This window comes from Halobacterium yunchengense (assembly GCF_037031165.1).
Lineage (GTDB): Archaea > Halobacteriota > Halobacteria > Halobacteriales > Halobacteriaceae > Halobacterium > Halobacterium yunchengense.
On record NZ_JAYEZL010000004.1, the window covers coordinates 36,827 to 56,849 of the forward strand.

General features: G+C 70.5%; 18 protein-coding genes. 9 read left to right on the forward strand and 9 right to left on the reverse strand.

The features are described from left to right. Window positions 1–572: 572 nt before the first annotated feature. Window positions 573–1,373, reverse strand: coding sequence for an enoyl-CoA hydratase/isomerase family protein (locus U5911_RS12155; RefSeq protein WP_336037199.1), 801 nt, complete (start codon window positions 1,371–1,373; stop codon window positions 573–575). 69 nt (window positions 1,374–1,442) lie between these two features. After that, a complete protein-coding gene (locus U5911_RS12160; protein ID WP_336037200.1) occupies window positions 1,443–2,228 on the reverse strand; it encodes an SDR family NAD(P)-dependent oxidoreductase in 786 nt (261 codons plus the stop codon). 165 nt (window positions 2,229–2,393) lie between these two features. On the opposite strand from U5911_RS12160, the gene U5911_RS12165 reads away from it, so the two are divergent. Together U5911_RS12165 and U5911_RS12170 are read left to right on the forward strand one after the other, a co-directional pair. Then, window positions 2,394–3,386, forward strand: coding sequence for an aldo/keto reductase (locus U5911_RS12165; protein ID WP_336037201.1), 993 nt, complete (start codon window positions 2,394–2,396; stop codon window positions 3,384–3,386). A gap of 63 nt (window positions 3,387–3,449) precedes the next feature. After that, window positions 3,450–4,262, forward strand: coding sequence for an aldo/keto reductase (locus tag U5911_RS12170; RefSeq protein WP_336037202.1), 813 nt, complete (start codon window positions 3,450–3,452; stop codon window positions 4,260–4,262). 79 nt (window positions 4,263–4,341) lie between these two features. Here the strand turns inward: U5911_RS12170 and U5911_RS12175 are convergent, their stop codons facing one another. After that, window positions 4,342–5,370, reverse strand: coding sequence for a zinc-dependent alcohol dehydrogenase (locus U5911_RS12175; protein WP_336037204.1), 1,029 nt, complete (start codon window positions 5,368–5,370; stop codon window positions 4,342–4,344). Between the two features lie 112 nt (window positions 5,371–5,482). Further along, on the reverse strand, window positions 5,483–5,926 hold the full coding sequence (locus tag U5911_RS12180) for a universal stress protein (protein ID WP_336037205.1): 444 nt from the start codon (window positions 5,924–5,926) through the stop codon (window positions 5,483–5,485). A gap of 206 nt (window positions 5,927–6,132) precedes the next feature. Here U5911_RS12180 and U5911_RS12185 point away from each other — a divergent pair, with 206 nt between their 5' ends. The 3 genes from U5911_RS12185 to U5911_RS12195 are packed head-to-tail and all read left to right on the forward strand — an operon-like array spanning window position 6,133 to window position 9,184. Then, the gene (locus U5911_RS12185; RefSeq protein ID WP_336037206.1) at window positions 6,133–7,128 is read left to right on the forward strand and encodes a Bug family tripartite tricarboxylate transporter substrate binding protein; all 996 of its coding nucleotides are present in this window, start codon (window positions 6,133–6,135) and stop codon (window positions 7,126–7,128) included. 45 nt (window positions 7,129–7,173) lie between these two features. Further along, the gene (locus tag U5911_RS12190) at window positions 7,174–7,677 is read left to right on the forward strand and encodes a tripartite tricarboxylate transporter TctB family protein (RefSeq protein WP_336037207.1); all 504 of its coding nucleotides are present in this window, start codon (window positions 7,174–7,176) and stop codon (window positions 7,675–7,677) included. Between the two features lie 28 nt (window positions 7,678–7,705). Next, the gene (locus U5911_RS12195; RefSeq protein WP_336037208.1) at window positions 7,706–9,184 is read left to right on the forward strand and encodes a tripartite tricarboxylate transporter permease; all 1,479 of its coding nucleotides are present in this window, start codon (window positions 7,706–7,708) and stop codon (window positions 9,182–9,184) included. A 35-nt stretch (window positions 9,185–9,219) separates the two neighbouring features. On the opposite strand, the gene U5911_RS12200 is transcribed toward U5911_RS12195, so the two are convergent. The 3 genes from U5911_RS12200 to U5911_RS12215 form a co-directional block, all read right to left on the reverse strand. Then, window positions 9,220–9,630: an acyl-CoA thioesterase gene (locus U5911_RS12200; RefSeq protein WP_336037209.1), complete on the reverse strand. Its 411-nt coding sequence runs from the start codon at window positions 9,628–9,630 to the stop codon at window positions 9,220–9,222. Between the two features lie 79 nt (window positions 9,631–9,709). Continuing rightward, entirely contained in the window at window positions 9,710–11,863 is a 2,154-nt protein-coding gene (locus U5911_RS16815) for an alpha-ketoacid dehydrogenase subunit alpha/beta (protein WP_418771536.1), read from the reverse strand. A 64-nt stretch (window positions 11,864–11,927) separates the two neighbouring features. Continuing rightward, window positions 11,928–12,905 (reverse strand): D-2-hydroxyacid dehydrogenase, encoded by a 978-nt coding sequence (locus U5911_RS12215; protein WP_336037211.1) that lies wholly within the window; start codon window positions 12,903–12,905, stop codon window positions 11,928–11,930. A 70-nt stretch (window positions 12,906–12,975) separates the two neighbouring features. Here U5911_RS12215 and U5911_RS12220 point away from each other — a divergent pair, with 70 nt between their 5' ends. Beyond that, window positions 12,976–14,157 (forward strand): iron-containing alcohol dehydrogenase, encoded by a 1,182-nt coding sequence (locus tag U5911_RS12220; protein ID WP_336037213.1) that lies wholly within the window; start codon window positions 12,976–12,978, stop codon window positions 14,155–14,157. Between the two features lie 111 nt (window positions 14,158–14,268). Beyond that, complete coding sequence (locus tag U5911_RS12225; protein ID WP_336037215.1) at window positions 14,269–15,057, forward strand: SDR family oxidoreductase; 789 nt, start codon at window positions 14,269–14,271, stop codon at window positions 15,055–15,057. A gap of 24 nt (window positions 15,058–15,081) precedes the next feature. Here U5911_RS12225 and lhgO read toward each other — a convergent pair whose 3' ends face one another. Then, complete coding sequence (lhgO, locus tag U5911_RS12230) at window positions 15,082–16,281, reverse strand: L-2-hydroxyglutarate oxidase (RefSeq protein WP_336037216.1); 1,200 nt, start codon at window positions 16,279–16,281, stop codon at window positions 15,082–15,084. 110 nt (window positions 16,282–16,391) lie between these two features. Between lhgO and U5911_RS12235 the strand changes: the two genes are divergently transcribed. Then, a complete protein-coding gene (locus U5911_RS12235) occupies window positions 16,392–17,165 on the forward strand; it encodes an SDR family NAD(P)-dependent oxidoreductase (protein ID WP_336037218.1) in 774 nt (257 codons plus the stop codon). A 214-nt stretch (window positions 17,166–17,379) separates the two neighbouring features. On the opposite strand, the gene U5911_RS12240 is transcribed toward U5911_RS12235, so the two are convergent. Next, complete coding sequence (locus U5911_RS12240) at window positions 17,380–18,855, reverse strand: aldehyde dehydrogenase family protein (protein WP_336037220.1); 1,476 nt, start codon at window positions 18,853–18,855, stop codon at window positions 17,380–17,382. Window positions 18,856–18,974: 119 nt separating this feature from the next. Between U5911_RS12240 and U5911_RS12245 the strand changes: the two genes are divergently transcribed. After that, entirely contained in the window at window positions 18,975–19,760 is a 786-nt protein-coding gene (locus U5911_RS12245) for an IclR family transcriptional regulator (RefSeq protein ID WP_336037221.1), read from the forward strand. Window positions 19,761–20,023: the final 263 nt, after the last annotated feature.

Genomic DNA, 20,023 nt, shown 5'->3' on the forward strand with positions numbered 1-20,023 from the left:
GCCGACTGCGGCCGGTTCGACGACGAGACGTCCGGTCGGTAACTGGAGTTCGGACAGCGGTGGTCGAAGGCCCGGATACCGGCGGACGTATCGGATAACAAACCGCTCGGGATACAGTACAACGCTCTTGAATTTCTCCGACGGCCACAGATTTCGCTCGTCTGGAGGCCGAAACTCGTCCAGGTCCTCCGGGACTCACAAGTCGTCTGCGTCGTCCGAGCGCCCACACCACGCCTGGGCCGCTCCACGTCGGGACGCGGCGGCAGCTCCCGTGTCGGTGCGAGGTCAGTCCTGCTCGAGTACGTGGTGTTCAGTGGCGGAAGGCCCCGTCCCCCTCTGCGGAGGCAGGCCGCATGACGCACACGGTGCCGGGGCCACGCGTCGGGGGGTCCGACGTGGCTTCCCGGTCGAGACAGCCAGACGCCGGGAGACGGGGCTGAATCGGGGTCGGGAGTCGGTAGCGTCGGGTGCTTCCAGGCGTATCGGAATCCTACAGCGTCGACTCCCAGTACGACAACCGTTGGCAAGTGACGTAAATCTTTGGGCGCGAACGGGGCCGCGCCGCCGCGGTCCTACCGGCCCTCGAACTCCGGGTCGCGGCCCTCGAAGAACGCGGCCACGCCCTCGCGGTGGTCGTCCGTCTCGAAGACGACACCCTGCGCGGTCGCCTCGTCGGTCACCGCCCGCTCGAGTGGCTTCTCGAACCCCTCGTCGAGCAGTCGCTTGGCGTGTCGCAGCGCGACCGTCGGCCCGCTCGCGACCCGCTCGGTGAACGCGGCGACCTCGGCCTCGAATTCGTCGGCAGCGTACACGCGGTTGAACAGGCCGAGCGACGACGCGCGCTCCGCGTCCAGGACCTCGCCCGTGAAGACGAGCTCCTTGGCGACGTTCGTGCCGACGACCCGCGGCAGGAGGTACGACGTCCCGGCGTCGACGCTCAGGCCGACCTGGCGGAACACGAACCCGATGCTCGCGTCCTCGCTGGCGAGCTGGACGTCGCAGGCGATGGCGAGGTTGGCGCCCGCGCCGACCGCCGGCCCGTCGACCTTCGCGATGGTCGGGACGGGAGTGGTCGCGACGCGCGCGATCGCCGCCGACGTGCTGCGGCGGAGTTCGGCGACGGACTCGTGGGGGGCGACGTCGCCGTCGAGGCGTTCGCGCATCTTCTGGACGTCGCCGCCGGCGGAGAACGCGTCGCCAGCGCCCGCGACGACGACACACCGGACGTCGTCGCGGTCCTCGATGCGGTCGAACGCGTCCGAGACGCCCGCTGCGACCGCGCGCGTGAACGCGTTCCTGACGTCCGGTTCGGCGAGGGTGACCGTCGCGACGCCGTCGGTGACGTCGAGTCGAACTGAGTCGGCTGCTCCCATACGCCGTGGTCGCCACACCGCGTGAAAAGCGTTCCCCGGACGGCGTCACGACCCGCTACGGTGGGTCGGCTACCGGGCGGTCCAGCCGCCGTCCGCCGCCAGCACCGTCCCCGTGACGAACGACGCGGCGGGGCTCGCGAGGAACACCGCCGGGCCGGCGATCTCCTCGGGGTCGGCGAACCGGTCCAGGGGCGTCCGGTCGAGAATCGACGCACGGAGGTCGTCGTCGGCCCGGATTTCCGCGGTCAGGTCGGTGGCGACGTACCCGGGCGCCAGGCCCGTGACGCGCACGTCGGGCGCCCAGTCGAGCGCCATGCTCTTCGTCAGGCCGACGAGGCCGTGCTTGGTGGCGACGTAGGGGTGCTGTCGCGGCAGTCCGACGACGCCGCCGACGCTGGCGACGTTGACGACGACGCCGCGCTCGGCGGCCTCGAGGTGCTCGCTGGCGGCGTTCGTGCAGGCGAACGCGCCCCGGAGGTTCACGTCCACCGTGTGGTCGAACGCCTCGAGGTCGACGTCCCCCGGCGCGCCGAGCGCGTCCGGGGGGTTGATGCCGGCGTTGTTCACGAGCACGTCGACGCCGCCGAGCTCAGCGGCGGTCCGGTCGAACGTCTCGCGGACCGCGTCCTCGTCGGTGACGTCCAGCGTGGTGACAAGCGACGACGCGCCGTACTCGCGGACCGCCTCGACGGTGGCCTCGACGTCCGCTTCGGTGCGCGAGACGGGGACCACGTCGGCGCCGGCGGCGGCGAGGCCGAGCGAGATGGCCTTCCCGATGCCGCGGGTGCCGCCGGTGACGACAGCTGTCTGTCCGTCCAGCGAGAACGCGTCCTGGAGCGACTCGAACTCGGTCATGGGTCGTCGTTCGCCGGGCGCGCTAAAGAGCGTGTGGTTGCAGACAGGGCCGGCCGCGTGTGGTGTGGGCCTGGTCTGGCTGCGTGTGGTGGGCACTCGAACTGGCCGTCTGGCGACGCCGGCCCACCCGAACGTTCATTGGTACCGGTTGACAACAGGCGTCCGATGGAGTACGCGACACTCGGACACTCGGACGTGGACGTGAGCCGGGTCGGCCTCGGCCTGTGGAACATCAGCGGCGGCTCGGACTGGGAGCGGACCGACGAGCGACAGGCCGTCGAGACCATCCACGCCGCCTACGACGCCGGCGTCGACTTCTTCGACACCGCGGAGGCGTACGGCGACGGCTACTCGGAGTCGGTGCTGGGCACGGCCCTCGAGGGGATGGACCGCGAGGACGTCGTCGTCGCCACGAAGGTGTGGTCGGACAACCTCGCGTACGACGACCTGAGGGCGGCCTGCGAGGCCAGCCTCGACCGCCTCGGCACCGACTACGTCGACGTCTACTACGTCCACTACCACAACCCCGAGATCCCGGTCTCGGAGACGATGCGCGCGCTCCGGGACCTCCAGGACGAGGGGCGCGTCCGGGTCCCGGCGGTCTCGAACACCGGCCCGGTCGACCTGGGCGAGACGCTCGAACACGGCCGCGTCGAGGCGAACCAGGTGCCGTACAGCCTCCTCTGGCGCGCCGTCGAGTACGAGGTCGCCGACGCCTGCCGCGCCGAGGACGTCGACCTGGTCGCGTACAGCCCGCTCGCGCAGGGCCTGCTGACGGGCGAGTACGCGTCGGCCGAGGAGTACCCGACGGGCCGGATGCGGACCCGGCACTTCGCCGGCGACCGCCCGGAGGCCCGCCACGGCGAACCGGGCGTCGAGGACCTGACGTTCGAGACCGTCCAGCGGGTCCGCCAGGTCTGCGCGGAGTACGACCGCGACATGGTGGAGGTGGCGCTCGCGTGGCCGCTCCACCAGCCCGGCGTCGCGTCAGTGCTCGCCGGGGCGTCGACGCCCGAGCACGCCCGGGCGAACGCGGCCGCAGCGGACGTCTCGCTGTCCGAGGACCTGCTCGCGGACCTCGACGAGGCGACCGCGGACCTCAAGGCCGCGCTCGGGCCGAACCCGGACCCCTGGCAGTCGAACTCCCGGTATCGGTAGCCGGCCGTCGCGCTCTGATTTCCGACCCGTACAGTGAAGAGCGTCCGCGCCGCGCGTACTGACATGCCTGCGAGCATCCCGCGCATCGGGCTCGGCACCTACTCGGACACCGACAAGGACCAGTGGGCGGCCAACGTCAGGACGGCCCTCGAGCTGGGGTACCGGCACGTCGACACCGCCCAGGCGTACGACAACGAGGCGTACGTCGGCGCGGGCATCGAGTCCGCGCCCGTCGACCGCGAGGACGTGTTCCTCGCGACGAAGGTCGCACACCCCGACCACCCGGTCCCGGGCCGCGAGGACGTCCGCGCGATGGTCGACGCGTGCCTGGAGCGGCTGCGGACGGACTACGTCGACCTGCTGTACGTGCACTGGCCCGCCGGCCCCTACGACCCCGAGACCACGCTCGGGGCGCTCCAGGAGCTCGCCGACGAGGGGAAGACGCGACACGTCGGCGTGTCGAACTTCGAGCCGGAGACCCTCGACGCGGCCCGCGAGGTCCTGGACGCGCCCGTCGCCGCGAACCAGGTCGAGTGCCACCCCCTCCTCCAGCAGGAGGCGCTCCGCGAGTACGCCGTCCGTCACGACCACTGGCTGGTCGCGTACTGCCCGCTCGCGCAGGGCGGCGTCTTCGACGTCCCAGAGATCCGGGCCGTCGCGGAGAAACACGACGCCTCGCCCGCGCAGGTGTCGCTGGCGTGGCTGCTCTCGAAGGACAACGTCGCGGTCATCCCGAAGGCGTCCAGCGAGGCGCACATGCGAGAGAACCTTGCGGCCGCGGACCTCGACCTCGACGACGAGGACGTCGCGCGCATCGACGCCATCGACCGCGAGGAGCGCATCATCGACCGCGAGTACGCCGCCTGGCGGCAGTGAGACGTCGGCGGCCGCGAGCGCACGCAGTTGGACCGTGCGTGGGTGGGCCGTGCTCCGGCTTCCGCGAACGTGGACGCGGCTACGCGAACGTGAACACGGGCTTGCAGGTCTCCGCGCGCAGGAACCCCTCGAAGGCGGCGACCGGGTCGTCGACGCTGTACGACCGGTCGACGATCGCGTCGACGTCGATGGTGCCGTTGTCCATCAGGCGGATCGCCTGCTCGAAGTTCCGCCACGTCGACCCGTAGGACGTGCCGATGGTGAGTTCGCCGCGCACCACGGGCGTCATGAACACCTCGCTGGTGTCCCCGGGGAGGCCGACGACGACCACCTCGCCGCCCTTCCGGACGTGGTCGACGGCCATCTCGACGCCGGACTCGTGGCCGGTCGTGTCGAAGACCGCGTCGAACCCGATGCCGTCGGTGAACGCCTCGCGGCGGTCCGCGAGGGAGCCGTCGTCGACGTTCACCGTCTCCACGCCGACGTCCTCGAGCAGCGGCAGGCGGTAGTCGGCGTCCGCGCCCAGTCCGGACACGAGGACGTTCGCGCCCATGGAGTCGGCGACCGTCGCGACGAGCACGCCGATGGGACCGGGGCCCTCGACGAGCACGTTGTCGCCGGGCGTCACCGACGACTGCCCGAAGACGGCGCGCGTCGCGATGCTCGTCGGCTCAGTGACCGCCGCGTGCTCCAGGGGGATGTCGTCCGGGAGGGCGTGGAGGAACTCGGCGTCGACGGCGACGTACTCGGCGTACGCGCCGTCGCGGTGCATGCCGGTGATGGAGAAGTTCTGGCAGACGTTCGCCTGGCCGTTCAGACACTGGAAGCACTCGCCGCAGCTGTGGATCGGTTCCTCGACGACGTGGTCGCCGACCGCGAAGCCGTCGACGCCGCCGCCGACCTCGACGACGGTGCCGGCGTACTCGTGGCCCATGATCCGCGGCATCGGAATCCACTCGTAGCCGTCCTCGTACGTGTACGCGTGCGCGTCGCTCCCGCAGAGCCCCGCGCTGTGTACCTCCACGACCACCTCACCGTCGCCCGCCGCGGGGCGGTCGCGTTCCTGGACCTCCACCTCCCGTGCTCCGGTCTGGACTATCGCTCTCATGAATCGGATCGTTCTCGAACCGGCCTAACAATCCGCGAACTGGCGCATAAAGCTGTGGGTGGCGGTGGATCCACGGGCGCGCGGTGGCCCGTCGAGTGGCCGGTCGGCGTCCTCACTGGCTGGCCTTCGACGCGGGCGGCACCATGACCACGGGCCGGTCGGCGTCGAGCATGATGCTCTGGGCGGTGCTCCCGAAGACGGCCTTCCCGATGGGCGAGCGCTTCCGGCCGCCGATGACGACGTACTCCGCGTCCACCTCGTCGGCGTACCGGAGCACCTCGGCGTCCGCGTAGCCCACCAGGCCCACGGGCGTAAACGAGTCCGTCGCGGCGCTCGCGACGCTCTCGGCGTGGGCACGCGCCCGCGCCTCGTCGTCGAGCTCGACTGGGTCCGTGGACTCGTCGAGGGCGTCCAGGCGGACGCGCTCTGTCGACTCGTACTGGCCGGCGACGTGGACGACGTGGAGTTCGACGCCCACGCGGTCGCTGAGCCGTGCGGCTTCCTCGACGACGCGTTCGGCGTGGTCTGACCGACCGATCGCTGCGACGATTGGCATACTCCCGCGTTCACGCCACCGTGACATAAAACGTGCGTCCGTTCTGGGCGTCGCGGGCCGGCCGGCCGCGGTCGCTGGCGGTCGACCGCGACCCGGTAACGAGTTGCGCCGATGTCACGTCTACGCGCCGAGACGAGGGGAATCCGCCCGCAACTACGTCCTGCACTGCAAAAGTTTATGTAACACAGATTGTAACGGGGTGTTGTATGCCACACAATGGCGCAGTCAATAGACGGCAGTTCGTAAAGGGAGCGGGTACCATCGGCGGCGCGGTCGCCCTCGCAGGGTGTACGGACGTCCTCTCGGGCGGCGGCGGCGGGAACTTCCCCAACCAGGACATCACGATGATCTGCCCCTGGGCGGAGGGCGGCGGCACCGACCGGACCGCGCGCGAACTCGCGAACCTCGTCAGCGACGAGTTCGACGAGGCCGACGCGTTCGTCGAGAACCGCACGGGCGGCACGGGCAGCGTCGGGTTCAACGCGGTCGCGAACGCCGAACCGGACGGCTACACGGTCGGCGTCCTGACCGTCGAGATCACGACCATCTCCCACCTCGGCATCGCGGACGTCAGCCACGAGGACGTCCAGGGCATCATGCAGTACAACTTCGACCCGGCCGCCCTCACTGTCCGCGAGGACGCGCCCTACGACACGCTCCAGGAGTTCGTCGACTACGCCGACGAGAACCCCGGCGAGATCAGCGTCTCGAACTCCGGCCCGGGCGGCATCTGGCACCTCTCCGCGGTCGGGTTCGGACTCGAGGCCGACATCGAACTCGACCACGTCGGCTACGACGGCGGCGCGCCCGCGACCCAGGCGGTCGTCAACGAGGAAGTCGAAGCGACCACCTCGAGCGCCCCGGAGGTCCTCCCGCAGGTCGAGGACGGCCCGCTGAAGACCCTCGCGGTGTTCGGTGAGGAACGCCTCGACATCATGCCCGACGTCCCCACGCTCCAGGAGGAGAACGTCGACTTCACGATGGGCGCGTGGCGCGGCCTCGGCGTCCCGAACGACACCGACGAGGACCGCATCGAGACGCTCCACGAGGCCTACAACAACGTCTACGAGTCCGACGAGTTCCAGTCGTTCATGGACGAGAACGGGTTCGGCCTGATCTACCGCGATACCTCCGAGTTCAACGACTTCATGCAGGACTCCTACGACAGCTTCGAGGAGATCGCCGCAGAAGTCGACGTCTAGGCGGCACAGTCTTTACCACTCTCCGGGTCGCTTCCAGCAAACACAATGACAATCAGAATCAGTCACACCGACAAAATCGCCAGTGGACTCGTCTTCCTGCTGGCCGCGGCCGTGTTCTTCGTCAGCGAGGACTTCCCCGGTGGGTACGGCGCCACCGGTCCGGCACTGTTCCCGCGCGTCATCGTCGGCCTCATGGCCGGCTTCGCCCTCGTCCAGGTCGCCCGTCGCGTCAAACGCGGCGACCCGAAGACGCACGAGGTATCGCTCTCCGCGGTGAAGACCGTCGCCGTCGTCGCCGCGATGGTTGTCGGCTACATCCTCCTGATGCCGTACCTCGGGTTCCTCGTCGGCACCGTCGCCTTCCTCGTGGTGGCGATGTACTACTCCGGCATCTCCGAGCTGCGGCGGACGGTCCCCATCTCGTTCGGGGTCACCCTGGCGTTGTTCTACCTCTTCGGCGAGTTCCTGCACGTCCCCCTCCCGGAGAGCGCGATCCTCCCCGTGAGTCGGCTCCTGCCGTCGATGCTGTCGGTCGGGGTGGTGGGATGACGTCGTCCGAGCGGCGGGAGGTGGACGGATGAACGTCCTCGCGGGGCTCGCGGAGGGCGCGGCGCTGGTCTTCCAGCCGTTCCCGCTGTTGCTCATCCTCGTCGGCGTGTTCATCGGCATCATCATGGGGTCGATCCCCGGCATGACCGCGACGATGACCGTCGGCGTGCTCGTGTCGTTCACGTTCGGCATGCAGCCCACGGAGGGGATGATGCTCCTGCTGGGCATCTACGGCGGCGCCCTCTACGCGGGGTCGATTCCCGCCATCCTCATCCGGACGCCGGGGACGCCGAGCGCCGCAGCCACCATCTTCGACGGGTTCCCGATGGCCCAGCAGGGCCGCGCGGGCAAGGCCATCGGCATCGCGACCGTCGCGTCGTTCGTCGGCGGCGCCGTCAGCGTCGTCCTCCTCACGTTCATCGCCCCGCAGATCGCGCAGTTCGCCCTCGAGTTCCGGTCGCCGGAGTACTTCGCGCTCGCGTTCTTCGGGCTGACCATCATCGCGAGCGTCAGCGGGGACTCCGTCGTGAAGGGCATGATCACGGGCCTGATGGGGATGCTCATCGCGACGGTCGGCCTCGACCCGACGACGGGCTTCCCCCGGTTCACGTTCGACATCACCGTGCTGACCTCGGGCATCCAGTTCATCGCGGTGATGATCGGGCTGTTCGGGCTCGCGGAGGCGTTCAACCGCTACCGCGAGGGCATCGACCAGCTCGAGGTCGAACAGGACCTCTCGGACGTCACGCCGAGCCTCTCGGACCTCCGGGAGATCAAGGGGACCGTCTTCGGTTCCAGCGTCGCCGGCACGTTCATCGGCGCGCTTCCCGGTGCGGGCGGCGACATCGCGTCGTTCGTCACGTACAACGAGACGAAGCGCTGGGCGAAGAAGGTGACGCCGCCGTTCGGCGAGGGCAACCTCCGCGGCGTCGCCGCCGCGGAGTCCGGGAACAACGCCAGCACGGGCGGCGCGCTCGTGCCGACGCTCGTGCTCGGCATCCCCGGGGACTCCGTGACGGCCATCCTCATCGGCGCCCTGCTCGTGCACGGCATCCGTCCCGGCCCCGGGCTGTTCGAAGACGAGACCGGGCTCGTGTTCTCCATCTTCATCGGGTTCTTCCTGGTGTACGTGGTCATCCTCGTGGCGGGCCTGCTCGGCACGCACCTCTGGGTGCGGGTCATCAACTTCCCGGCCCAGTACCTCTGGCCGGTCATCATCGTGCTCTGCGTCGTCGGGTCGTTCGCGCTCCGCGGCGGCATCTTCGACGTGTGGACGATGGTCGCCGCCGGCCTGCTCGGGTTCGTGTTACGCATGGACGGCTACCCACTCGCGCCGATGGTACTGGGGCTCATCCTGGGCCCCATCGCGGAGTCGAACCTCCGCCGGTCGCTCCAGCTCTCTGACGGCTCCTGGGAGATCTTCTACACGAGCCCGCTCGCGATGGCCATCCTGGTGCTCGCGGCGCTCTCCCTGTTCACGCCCGTCATCTCCAAGCGGCTCGGGTAATCCGCCCGGCGCCGCCGACTACTTCTCGCGCGCCGTCACTCGGCGTCGTGTCCCTCGTACTCGACGATGGCGTCCCGCCACTCCTGGGGGATCGGCGCCGGTTCGCGCGCCTCCCGGTCGTAGGACAGCAACACGACGGAGCCGGTGGCGGCCGTCTCGCCGTCCGTCGACAGCTCGTACTCGATGGGGATGCTCGACTCCCCGAGCTCGCCGATTCGCTGGCGGACCGTCACCGTCTCCCCGAGCAGGATCTCCGCGCTGTACTCCAGTTCGAGCTTCACGAGCGCGAGCTCGGCGCGGTCGTGGCGCTGTCCGATGACGTCCTCCCAGTACTTCGCGCGGGCCTGCTCGCAGTAGCTCGAGTAGACGGCCTGGTTGACGTGGCCGTTCGGGTCGAGGTCCCGGTACTGGGGCTCCAGTTCGATCTCGTAGGTGTACGCGGACATACCCTCCCCATTCGCGGCAGCTGGAAAATAGCTTGCCCAAGCGGGCCGCGTTCGGCCAGTCCCTGCGAGGCCTCGTCGGTCAGTACTCGTAGGAGAGCACCGCCTCGATGCCGGCGCGCGCGCGGTCGGCGTCCGGGAGGTAGGCGTCCTCGGTCTGGTGGCCGGGGAAGTGGACGTCGTAGCCGGTCACGCGCTTGATCGGCGCCTCGAGGTGGTCGACGGCGTACTCGTTGACGAGCGCGGACAGTTCCGCGCCGACGCCGACCCGCCGCCGCGCCTCGTGGAGGACGACGCAGCGGCCGGTCTTCTTCACGGACGCCAGCACCGCCTCGACGGGCAGCGGCGACAGCGTCCGGAGGTCCAGCACCTCCACGTCGGCGGCGACGCCGTCGGCGGCCGCGACGGCCTCCTCGACCATCGCGCCCCACGTGAGCACGGTGACGTCGCTGCCCTCGCGGACCAGCCGCGGTTCGTCCAGCGGCAGCGTGTAGGGGTCGTCTGGGACGGTCTCGGTCTGCGTCCGGTACTTCGCCTTCGGTTCGAGGAACATCACGGGGTCGTCGTGGCGGATGCTCGCCGCCAGCAGCCCCTTCGCCTGGGCGGGCGAACTCGGGCAGACGACGCGCACGCCGGGCGTGTGCACGAACAGCGACTCCGTGGACTCGGAGTGGTACTCGCTGGACTTGATGCCGCCGCCGTAGGGCACGCGCACCGTCAGCGGCAGGTCGAACGCGCCGCCGGAGCGCTCGCGCATCTTCGCGAGCGAGTACATGAACTGGCCGAAGGCGGGGTAGAAGAACCCCATGAACTGGATCTCGGGGACGACGCGCTCGCCGCGCATCGCCATGCCGACGGCGGCGCCGAGGATGCCGTTCTCCGAGAGCGGCGTGTCGACGACGCGGTCGCCGCCGTACTCCTCGTAGAGGCCCTCCGTCGCGCGGAACACGCCGCCGATGGGCCCGACGTCGTAGCCGAGCAGGCGCACCGAGTCGTCGCGGGCAAGCTCGCCGTCGAGCGCGTCCCGGACGGCCGTCACGAGGTTCACCTCGGTGGCGTCGCCGTCCGGGACGCTGCCGCCGAGGGCGGCGAGCGGGCGGTCGTCGGCCGCCGCCCACGACCCCGTGTAGTCGACGAAGGGGTTGTCGCCGTGGCGCTCGGCGCGCAGTTCCGCGCGCTGGTGGCGCTCGGTCCAGGAGTCGCCGCGGAGGTGGTTGTCGAAGATGCGCTGGGGGTCCGACGTCGGCACCTCGCGGGCGCGCTCGACGGCGGCCTCGACGCGCTCGGTGGCGTCGGCTTCGACGGCTTCGACGGCCGCCTCGTCGAGGACGCCCTCCGCGAGGAGGTACGCCTCCAGGCGGTCGATGGGGTCGCGGTCCCGCCAGTACTCGAGCTGGCTGTCGTCGCGGTACGCGCCCGCGTCGTCCGCGGTGTTGTGGTCGTCGACGCGGTACGTGACGCACTCCAGCAGCATCGGGCCGCCGCCGTCGCGGGCGCGCTCGACCGCCTCCCGGGCCGCCTCGTGGACCGCGAGCACGTCGTTGCCGTCGACGCGCCGGTGGGGGATGCCCGCTGCCTCGGCTTTCTGGGCGTACGTGTCGGCGGCGGTCTGGCGGTGCCGGGGCACGGAGATCGCCCACTGGTTGTTGTGGACGACGGTGACCGCCGGCGCGTCGAAGACGCCGGCGAAGTTCAGCCCCTCGTAGAAGTCGCCCTCGCTCGTCGAGCCGTCCCCGATGTACGACAGCGTGACGGCGTCCCCGTCGTCGAGGGCGTCCGTCATCGCGGAGCCCGCGGCGTTCGGGACGTTCGACGCCAGCGGGATGTACACCGGCGAGAAGTTCACGGGCGGGCCGTCCTCGACAGGGAGGTGTTCGTCGACGGTCTCCGGTTCGGCGCCCATCAGGCCGGCGACCGCCCTGGCGAGCGAGCCGCCCCAGTAGAGCTTCGTCGGCGTCTGCCGGTACGTCGGGAAACACCAGTCGCCGGCCTGCAGGGCCGCCACGCTCCCGACGGGGATGGCTTCCTCGCCGACGCTCCGCGAGAGGATGCTGATCTCGCCGCGGCGCTGCAGTCGCAGCATCTTCTCGTCGTAGACCCTGGACAGCCGCATCGTCTCGTAGAGCCGCCGCAGGGTCTCGTCGTCGACGTCCGGCTGGTCGTCGACCGGCGACCCGTCCGGCGCTAGTACTCGGTAGAGGTCCTCGCCTGGCTTCGTTTCGGTCCACTTCGCCATGTGTTCGTGGAGTCGGCGGCGACCGGAAAAATAGGTTGTGGTGTGCCAGTACGGCACAGCCTCCCTACTCGGTTGGCGAGACGACCTGGTTCTCGAGGCCGTCGTACGAGCCGGTCTCGTCGACCCGGTCGAGGTTCCGCGCGAGGATGTCGGCGTGGCGCTCCCAGTAGTGGTCGGTGCCGCCGGCGTTGTGCGGCGTGATGTGGACGTTCTCGAAGTCCCAGAGGGGGTGGTCGCCGGGCAGCGGTTCGGGGTCGGTGACGTCGAGGGCGGCGCCCCCGATCTTGTTGCCCTGGACGGCGGCGACGAGCGCGTCCGTGTCGACGACGCCGCCGCGCGCGACGTTCACGAGGACGGCGTGCGGCGGCAGCGTCCGGAAGGCCTGTTCGTCGACGAGCCCCCGGGTCGTCTCCGTGAGCGGGCACGCGAGGACCACGTAGTCCGAGCGCGCGAACGCGCCGTGGAGGTCGTCGTCGTACCCGAGCACCTCCTCGGCCGGACCGCCCTTCGAGGGCGTGTGGCGGACGCCGACCCGCTCGACGCCGAACGGCTCGAGCAGTTCGAGCGTCCGCTCGCCGATGGCGCCCATCCCGACGACGGTGACCGTGCTCCCGTTGAGCTCGGCGCCGCGGAAGTGCCGCCACTCGCTTCTGGCCTGCCGGCGCCAGCCCTCGTGGAGGTTGCGCGCGAACACGAGCAGGTTCCCGAGCACCTGCTCGGCCATGTTCGGCGCGTGCACGCCGGAGGCGTTCGTCACGGCGACGCCGCGCTCCGCGAGGTCGTCCAGCGGGAGGTGGTCGACGCCGGCGGACGCGGCGGCGAACAGCCGCATCGACGACGCGCTCTCGAGCAGTTCGGGGTCGAGTCGCAGCCCGGTCACGACGGGCGCGTCCGCGACCAGGTCGCGTTCCTCGGCCGGCGTCGCGGCGAGTCTGACGTCGCGGTCCGGGCAGCGCTCCCGGAGCCGCTGCGCGCAGCGTTCGCTCGGCATTCCGTGGGCGGTCCCGCGCAGCACGACGACGTCGGGGGTCGAGTCGGTCATGGCAGCAGTGTCACGGGACGCGATACCCGGTGGCGCAACTTATATTTCGGGTTAGGCGAATTACGCAAGCATGCTCGACGGGTTAGCCTCGCGCACCAGCACGTACAGCGTCCAGAGTCCCGACAGAATCGCCTACGGGCTCGGCTCGACGTCGGAACTCGCCGGCTTCGCTGCCGACCGCGACGTGGACAGCGCGCTCGTCGTCTCCGACGCGAACATCGTCGACGCGGGCGTCACCGACCCCGTCGTGGACGCCCTCGAGGACGCGGGCGCGTCCGTCGACTTCTTCACCGACGTGAAGCCCGAGCCGAAGCTCTCGATGGTCGAGGACGCCGTCGACGTGCTCCGCGAGGGCGGCCACGACGCAGTCGTCGGCGCGGGCGGCGGCAGCGTCCTCGACACGGCGAAGCTGGCGTCGGCGCTCGCGGACTACGACGTCCCCATCACGGACACGCTCGGGATGGGGAACGTCCCCGGCGCGGGCCGGCCGCTCGCGCTCGTGCCGACGACCGCGGGCACCGGCAGCGAGGTGACCCACATCGGCGTGTTCTCCGACGACGAGGGCGTCAAGCGCGTCGTCTACGACGAGGCGCTGTTCGCCGACCTCGCGGTCGTCGACGCCGAACTCACGCGCTCGCTGCCGAAGCCGGTGGCCGCGGCGACCGGGCTCGACACGCTCACGCACGCCGTCGAGAGCTACGTGTCGACGCTCCGGACGCCGTACTCGGACGCCCTCGCGCGGGAGGCCATCCGGCTGGTCGGGTCGAGCCTCCGGGGCGCGGTCCTCCAGGGCGGCGACAACGACGAGGCCCGGTACGACATGAGCCTCGCGGCGACCGTCGCCGGGCAGGCGTTCGTCAACTCCGGGTTGGGCGCGGTGCACGCGCTGACGTACCCCCTGGGCTCCGAGTACGGCGTCGGCCACGGCCGCGCGAACGCGATGCTGCTGCCCCACGTCATGGAGTACAACGTGCCGGCCGAGCCCGAGCGGTTCGCGGACGTCGCCGACCTCCTCGGGGCCGACGCCGAGGGGTCGACGCTCGACCGCGCGTACGCGGCCGTCGACGCCGTCTTCGAGCTCACCGAGGACGTCGGCGTCCCCACCGCCATCGGCCACCTCGGCGACCTCGACGACGAGGAACTCGAGTCGTTCGCCGACATCGCCTTCGAGTACTCCCAGCACAACATCGACCGGAACCCCCGCGACCTCGACCGCGAGGACGTCCTCCAGATCTACCGGAACGCGCTGTAGCGCGCTCGACGGCGGCAGCCCCGTGGTGGCCCCGGCACTGTGACTGCGATCGGTCCGCGACCGCGCCGCCGCACGTGAACTTTTATGCGACGTGGCCGCAGATGGACGTGCATGGACCTGCAACTACAGGGCGACGCGGCGCTCGTGACGGCGTCGAGTAGCGGTCTCGGGATGGCTTCGGCTCGCGCGCTCGCGATGGAGGGCGCGAACGTCGTGATGAACGGCCGGGACGAACAGCGGCTCGCGGACGCGGTCGCGGACGTCCGCGAGGACGCGACCGGCGAGGTCGTCGGCCAGCCCGGGGACCTCACCGACCCCGACGACGTCGAAGCGCTCGTCGACCGGACCGTCGAGGAGTTCGGGACGGTCGACCACCTCGTCACGAGCGCGGGCGGCCCGCCGAGCGGGCCGTTCCTCGAGAAGTCCGACAGGGACTGGTACGAGGCCTACGACCTGCTCGTGATGAGCGTCGTCCGGCTCGTCCGCGAGGCCAACCCCCACCTCCAGGACGGCGGCGGCACCGTCGTCAACATCGCGTCCAGCAGCGTGAAGGAGGCCATCGACGGGCTCGTGCTCTCGAACTCCGTGCGCATGAGCGTCATCGGCCTGGAGAAGACGCTCTCGAAGGAGCTGGCGCCCGACGTCCGCGTGAACGCCGTGCTGCCGGGCGTCCACGAGACGCCGCGCGTGCAGGAGGTCATCGAGCAGGGCGTCGAGCGCGGCGACTACGAGGACTACGAGGACGGCCTCGAGGACCACCGCACCGGCATCCCCGTTGGGCGGACCGGCGACCCGATGGAGCTCGGGCGGACGGTCGCGTTCCTCTCGTCGCCCCAGGCGGGCTACATCAACGGCGAGACGGTGACAATCGACGGCGGCGCGGGCGCGTCGAACCTCTGAGCCCGGGCGGCCGCACTCCGGGGGTCAGTCGAAGCGCTCCAGCACCCGTTCGGCGAGGTGGTCGCCGAACGGCAGCGACGACGTGAGGCCCGGCGAGACGGCGTTGAGGACGTGCGTCGACCGCGGACCGTGCTCGAACAGCGGCTCCTTGACGAGGCGGCCGTCGGCGGCGACCACCTGCGCGCGGATGCCCGCGTAGCTCTTCGCGAAGTCCCGCTCGGTGACGCCGGGGAGCAGGCGGCGCGCGGCCGCGACGAACGCCGACTTCCGGTAGGACTTGTTGAGTTCGTCCCACGCGACCGACGCCATCTCCCGGGACGCCATGAGCCGCCAGAAGCCCCGGTAGGTGAGTGTGTCGTAGAGGTCCCGCGGCGAGACGTCCGTGTTCCGGTAGGCCTCGCGGCCGAACGCGAGCACCGCGTTCGGGCCGACGATGACCTTGTCGTCGGTGCGGCGCGTGTAGTGGACGCCGAGGAACGGCAGGTCGGGGTCGGGCACGGGGTAGATCATCGACTCGACGAGCGACTGGCGGTCGGGGACGAGCTCGTAGTACTCGCCGCGGAACGGCACGATTTGGTAGGCGCGGCCGACGCCGAGCTGGTGGGCGAGCTCGTCGGCGTGCAGGCCCGCCGCGTTCACGAGGTACCGCGTCTCGAGTCGGCCGTTGCTCGTCTCGAGCGCGAGCGACGACCCGTCGTCGCGGACCTCGTCGACGCGGTGGCCGACGTAGAAGTCGACGCCGGCGTCTTTCAGTTCGGACGCGAGCGCGTAGACGTACTCCTGGGAGTCGATGGACGCGGCCTCCGGGCAGTACAGCGCGGCCTGCCCGGCGGCGTTCGGCTCGTACTCCCGGACCTCCTCGCTGCCGGACAGCAGCGTCGTCTCGACGCCGTTGGCGTCGGCCTGCTCGCGGAGGTCCCCGAGTCGGCGCTCCTCGGCGTCGTCGAGGGCGGTCACGACGACGCCGCACTCGTCGAGCGGGATGCCGTGTTCGGCGGCGTACTCCTTGAGTCGGCGCGTCCCCTCGGTGGCGAACCGCGCCTTCAGCGAGCCCGGCTCGTAGTTGAACCCCGGGTGGAGGACGCCGGAGTTCCGGCCGCTCTGGTGGGCGGCGAGGTGGTACTCCTTCTCGACGACGGCGACGTCGAGCGACGACCGCTCCGCGAGGTGTTTGGCGACCGAGCAGCCGACACACCCCCCGCCGACCACTGTGACGTCGTGCATGTACTGGGTCGTTGGTTGCCCGAAGACGCACAAAACGTTTTCCGTCGCGTCAGTCGGCGCGTCCCGCGGTCACCCAATGAGATAAGTGCCGACGGGGGGGAACGGAGCGTATGGGTGACACCACCAACCGCGTGACCGTGGACGGGAAGCGAGCGGTCGTCGTCGGCGGGACGAGCGGCATCGGGCGCGCCATCGCCGTCGGGTTCGCGGCGGACGGCGCCGACGTGGTCGCGTCGAGCCGCACCGAGTCCGCCGTGGAGGCGACGGCCGAGGAGCTCCGGTCGGCGGGCGCGGAGACGCTCGTCGAGACGTGCGACGTGACCGACCGCGAGTCACTCCTCGCACTCCGGGACCGGGTCGTCGAGGAGTTCGGCGGCGTCGACGTCCTGGTCACCTCACAGAGCGCCATCGCCCGGGACCCCATCGCGTCGGTCTCCGAGGACGACTGGGGGCGCGTCCTCGACGTCCAGCTGTCGGGCGTCCACCGCGCGTGCCAGGCGTTCGAGCCGGCGATGGACGAGGGCAGCATCGTCACCGTCTCCTCGATGGGCGCGACGCTCGCGATGCCCGAGACGGGCGCGTACTCGGCGGCGAAGGGCGGCACGGACGCGTACACGCGCGTCGCGGCCAAAGAGTTCGGGCCGGACGTGCGCGTGAACGCCATCCGCCCGGGGTTCATCCTGACGCCCCAGACCGCGGACGCGTACGCCGAGGGGACCGAGCGGCGCCGCGAAGTCGAGCGGAAGACCGAACCCGGGCGCATGGGGGAGCCCGACGAACTGGTCGGCGCCGCCATCTACCTCGCGAGCGACGCCGCCTCCTACACCACCGGCGAGGTGCTCACCGTCGACGGCGGGTTCAGCAACACCGCCTTCGAGGCCTGAGAAGTTCCGGGGCGAGTGAGGCGTTCCGGGGCGAGTGAGGCGTTCCGGGGCGAGTGAGGCGGTCCGGGGCGAGTGAGGCGTCCCGGGCGAGTCGAGTGAGGCGTTCGAGCCGAGTGAGTCGTCCGGGGGTGAGTGAGGCCTCTGGGACGAGTCTGGTCGGCGCTCCCGGAGCGGGAGACCGGACGCGACCGGACTCCGGCGGTCCGGTCTCGCGCTAGTCGCCGTCGTAGTGCGTCACGTAGACGGCCTTCTCGTGCGTGTAGAACTCCACGGCCTGCCGGCCCTGCTCCTTGTACGTCTCCGTGCTGGAGTGTTTTCGGCCGCCGAACGGCATCTGCATCTCGACGCCCGTGGTCGTCTGGTTGACCTTCACGACGCCGGTCTCGACGTCGTCGACGAACTCCTTGGCGTGGTCGAGGCGGTTCGTGCAGATGGACGCGGAGAGCCCGTACTCGACGCCGTTGGCGACCTCCACGGCCTCCTCGAAGTCCGAGACCTCGATGACCGACAGCACCGGGCCGAACACCTCCTCCTGGGCGATCCGCATCTCCGGGTCGACGTCCGTGAAGACGGTCGGCTCGACGAAGTGGCCGTTCTCGTAGTCGCCGCCCGTGAGGCGGCTCCCGCCGGCCGCGAGGGTCGCGCCCTCTTCGCGTGCGATGTCGACGTACTCGAGGTCGCTTTCCAGTTCCTCCGCGGAGGACTTCGGACCCACGTCGACGCCGTCGGCGAGCGGGTCGCCGACGTCGAGGGAGTCGACGCGGTCGAGGAGGCGGTCGAGGTAGTCGTCGGCGACGGACTCGAAGACGAGCACGCGGCTGGTCGCCGTGCACGCCTGGCCGGCGAGCCCGGAGACGCCGCCGCCGATGGTGAGGTCCACGGCGAGGTCGAGGTCGGCGGTCTCGTCGACGATGAGGGGGTTCTTCCCGCCCATCTCGCACTGGACGCGCTTCCCGGCGTCGGCGGCGGACTGCTGGACCGCGCTCCCGACGTCGTAGCTCCCGGTGAACGAGACGACGTCGACGCCGTCGCTGGTCGTCAGTTCGTCGCCGACCGAACGGCCGGGCCCGGGGACGAAGTTCAGGACGCCGTCCGGCAGGCCGGCCTCGTCGAACGCGCGGACGAGTTCGCTCGCGGCGGTCGGCGTCTGCGAGGCGGGCTTGAAGACGACCGTGTTGCCGGCGACGAGCGCGGGCGCGATCTTCCAGGTCGGGATGGCGATGGGGTAGTTCCAGGGCGTGATGATCGACGCCGTCCCCCAGGGCTCGCGCGTGGTGTACGCGACGGTGTCGTCGCTGGCGCTCGGCGGCGCGACGCCGCCGGCGTCGCGGGCGACCTCGGCGTAGTAGTTCAGGAGGTCGACGGTCCGCTGGAGTTCGCCCTCGGCCGCCGCCCGGGTCTTGCCCATCTCCCGGGAGACGAGTTCGACGAGGTCGTCGAACCGGGAGTCGACGGCGTCGGCGGCGTCGTGGAGGTACGCGCCGCGGTCGTGGGCGGACAGCTCGCGCCACGCGGCCTGCGCGCGGTTCGCCGCGTCGATGGCGTCGGCCGCGGCAGCCCTGTCGCCGCTGGCGACGGTGCCCACGACCTCCGTGGTGTCGGCGGGGTTCGTGCTCTCGATGCTGTCGCCCGTGTCCGTTCGCCACTCGCCGTCGACGTACAGTCCTGCCTCTCTGTGAGTGCGTGTCATCAGCGGAGAGAAGCACGGAGGTCCGGATAAGTTTTTGGAGGGCGGCGAATCGCCCCCGCTTCGCCGTCTGGTTTGGCGATACCAAAAGATATGAGTGGGTCGGTGTGCAACTGACTCCCATGACAGGGGGCGCGGAGACGCGGACGGTGAAATCGGTCGAGAACGCCTTCGAGATCCTGGAGTACCTCCGGGACGCCAACGAAGCGACGGTCTCGGAGATCGCGGACCACTCGCGGCTCTCGCCGGGGTCCGTGCACACGCACCTGGCGACGCTCAAGCAGCGCGGCTACGTCGTCCAGGAGGGCGACGAGTACCGGCTGGGGCCGCTGTTGCTCCCGCTGGGCGAGCACGTCCGGAACAAGAGCCCGATCTACCAGGCCGCCGCCGAGCAGGTCGAGCGGCTCGCCGAGGAGACCGGCGAGTGCGCGCACCTCGTCGTCGACCACGACGGGCGGCTCGTCACCCTGTACGAGGAGTTCGGCGAGAACGCCGTCGGTACCGAGTACCACACGCGGAAGCGCGAGGAGCCGATCGAGCACCACCACTGCACGGCGGTCGGGAAGTCGATCCTCTCCCGGCTCCCCGAGGAGCGCGTCGCCGACATCCTCGACCGGCACGGGATGGTCCAGCGCACGCCGAACACGATCACGACGACGTCGGCCCTCCTCGAGGAGCTCGAGACGGTCCGCGAGCAGGGGTACGCCGTCAACGACGAGGAGCAGATGGTGGGCATCCGGGCGGTCGGCGCGCCGGTGACGACGAGCGGCGGCGACGTCCTGGGCGCGCTCTCCGTCTCCGGGCCGACGAGCCGGCTGCGGGCCGAGGACGTCGAGTCCTCGCTCGCCGAGGAGATCATCCGCGCGACGAACATCAGCGAGGTGAACGTCAACACCATCACCGAGTGAGCGCCCCCGGCTCAGCCGTGGCGCTTTGGCCACTCCAAACCGCACGGCGTCACTCGACTGGCCTCTCGCTCGAGGCGCTCTCTGTGCCCCGTCGTACCGTGCGGTGTGTTCACACACGCCAGGTCTCGTTTTGCGATACCGAATCGGCGCGTGTTCTTTATCAGATACCGGCCACCTCGCCGCGGGTTGCCGATCGACCGGTCGAAGTGGGCGTCAGTCGCTCCCTAACCGTTACTGATGTACGGATGTAATACTGCTGACGA

What these genes read in the sequence shown, in the direction of transcription:
- U5911_RS12155 (WP_336037199.1), bottom strand. Translation starts at nt 1,373, where the DNA reads ATGGGAGCAGCCGACTCAGTTCGACTCGACGTCACCGACGGCGTCGCG.
- U5911_RS12160 (WP_336037200.1), bottom strand. Translation starts at nt 2,228, where the DNA reads ATGACCGAGTTCGAGTCGCTCCAGGACGCGTTCTCGCTGGACGGACAG.
- U5911_RS12165 (WP_336037201.1), top strand. Translation starts at nt 2,394, where the DNA reads ATGGAGTACGCGACACTCGGACACTCGGACGTGGACGTGAGCCGGGTC.
- U5911_RS12170 (WP_336037202.1), top strand. Translation starts at nt 3,450, where the DNA reads ATGCCTGCGAGCATCCCGCGCATCGGGCTCGGCACCTACTCGGACACC.
- U5911_RS12175 (WP_336037204.1), bottom strand. Translation starts at nt 5,370, where the DNA reads ATGAGAGCGATAGTCCAGACCGGAGCACGGGAGGTGGAGGTCCAGGAA.
- U5911_RS12180 (WP_336037205.1), bottom strand. Translation starts at nt 5,926, where the DNA reads ATGCCAATCGTCGCAGCGATCGGTCGGTCAGACCACGCCGAACGCGTC.
- U5911_RS12185 (WP_336037206.1), top strand. Translation starts at nt 6,133, where the DNA reads ATGCCACACAATGGCGCAGTCAATAGACGGCAGTTCGTAAAGGGAGCG.
- U5911_RS12190 (WP_336037207.1), top strand. Translation starts at nt 7,174, where the DNA reads ATGACAATCAGAATCAGTCACACCGACAAAATCGCCAGTGGACTCGTC.
- U5911_RS12195 (WP_336037208.1), top strand. Translation starts at nt 7,706, where the DNA reads ATGAACGTCCTCGCGGGGCTCGCGGAGGGCGCGGCGCTGGTCTTCCAG.
- U5911_RS12200 (WP_336037209.1), bottom strand. Translation starts at nt 9,630, where the DNA reads ATGTCCGCGTACACCTACGAGATCGAACTGGAGCCCCAGTACCGGGAC.
- U5911_RS16815 (WP_418771536.1), bottom strand. Translation starts at nt 11,863, where the DNA reads ATGGCGAAGTGGACCGAAACGAAGCCAGGCGAGGACCTCTACCGAGTA.
- U5911_RS12215 (WP_336037211.1), bottom strand. Translation starts at nt 12,905, where the DNA reads ATGACCGACTCGACCCCCGACGTCGTCGTGCTGCGCGGGACCGCCCAC.
- U5911_RS12220 (WP_336037213.1), top strand. Translation starts at nt 12,976, where the DNA reads ATGCTCGACGGGTTAGCCTCGCGCACCAGCACGTACAGCGTCCAGAGT.
- U5911_RS12225 (WP_336037215.1), top strand. Translation starts at nt 14,269, where the DNA reads ATGGACCTGCAACTACAGGGCGACGCGGCGCTCGTGACGGCGTCGAGT.
- lhgO (WP_336037216.1), bottom strand. Translation starts at nt 16,281, where the DNA reads ATGCACGACGTCACAGTGGTCGGCGGGGGGTGTGTCGGCTGCTCGGTC.
- U5911_RS12235 (WP_336037218.1), top strand. Translation starts at nt 16,392, where the DNA reads ATGGGTGACACCACCAACCGCGTGACCGTGGACGGGAAGCGAGCGGTC.
- U5911_RS12240 (WP_336037220.1), bottom strand. Translation starts at nt 18,855, where the DNA reads ATGACACGCACTCACAGAGAGGCAGGACTGTACGTCGACGGCGAGTGG.
- U5911_RS12245 (WP_336037221.1), top strand. Translation starts at nt 18,975, where the DNA reads ATGACAGGGGGCGCGGAGACGCGGACGGTGAAATCGGTCGAGAACGCC.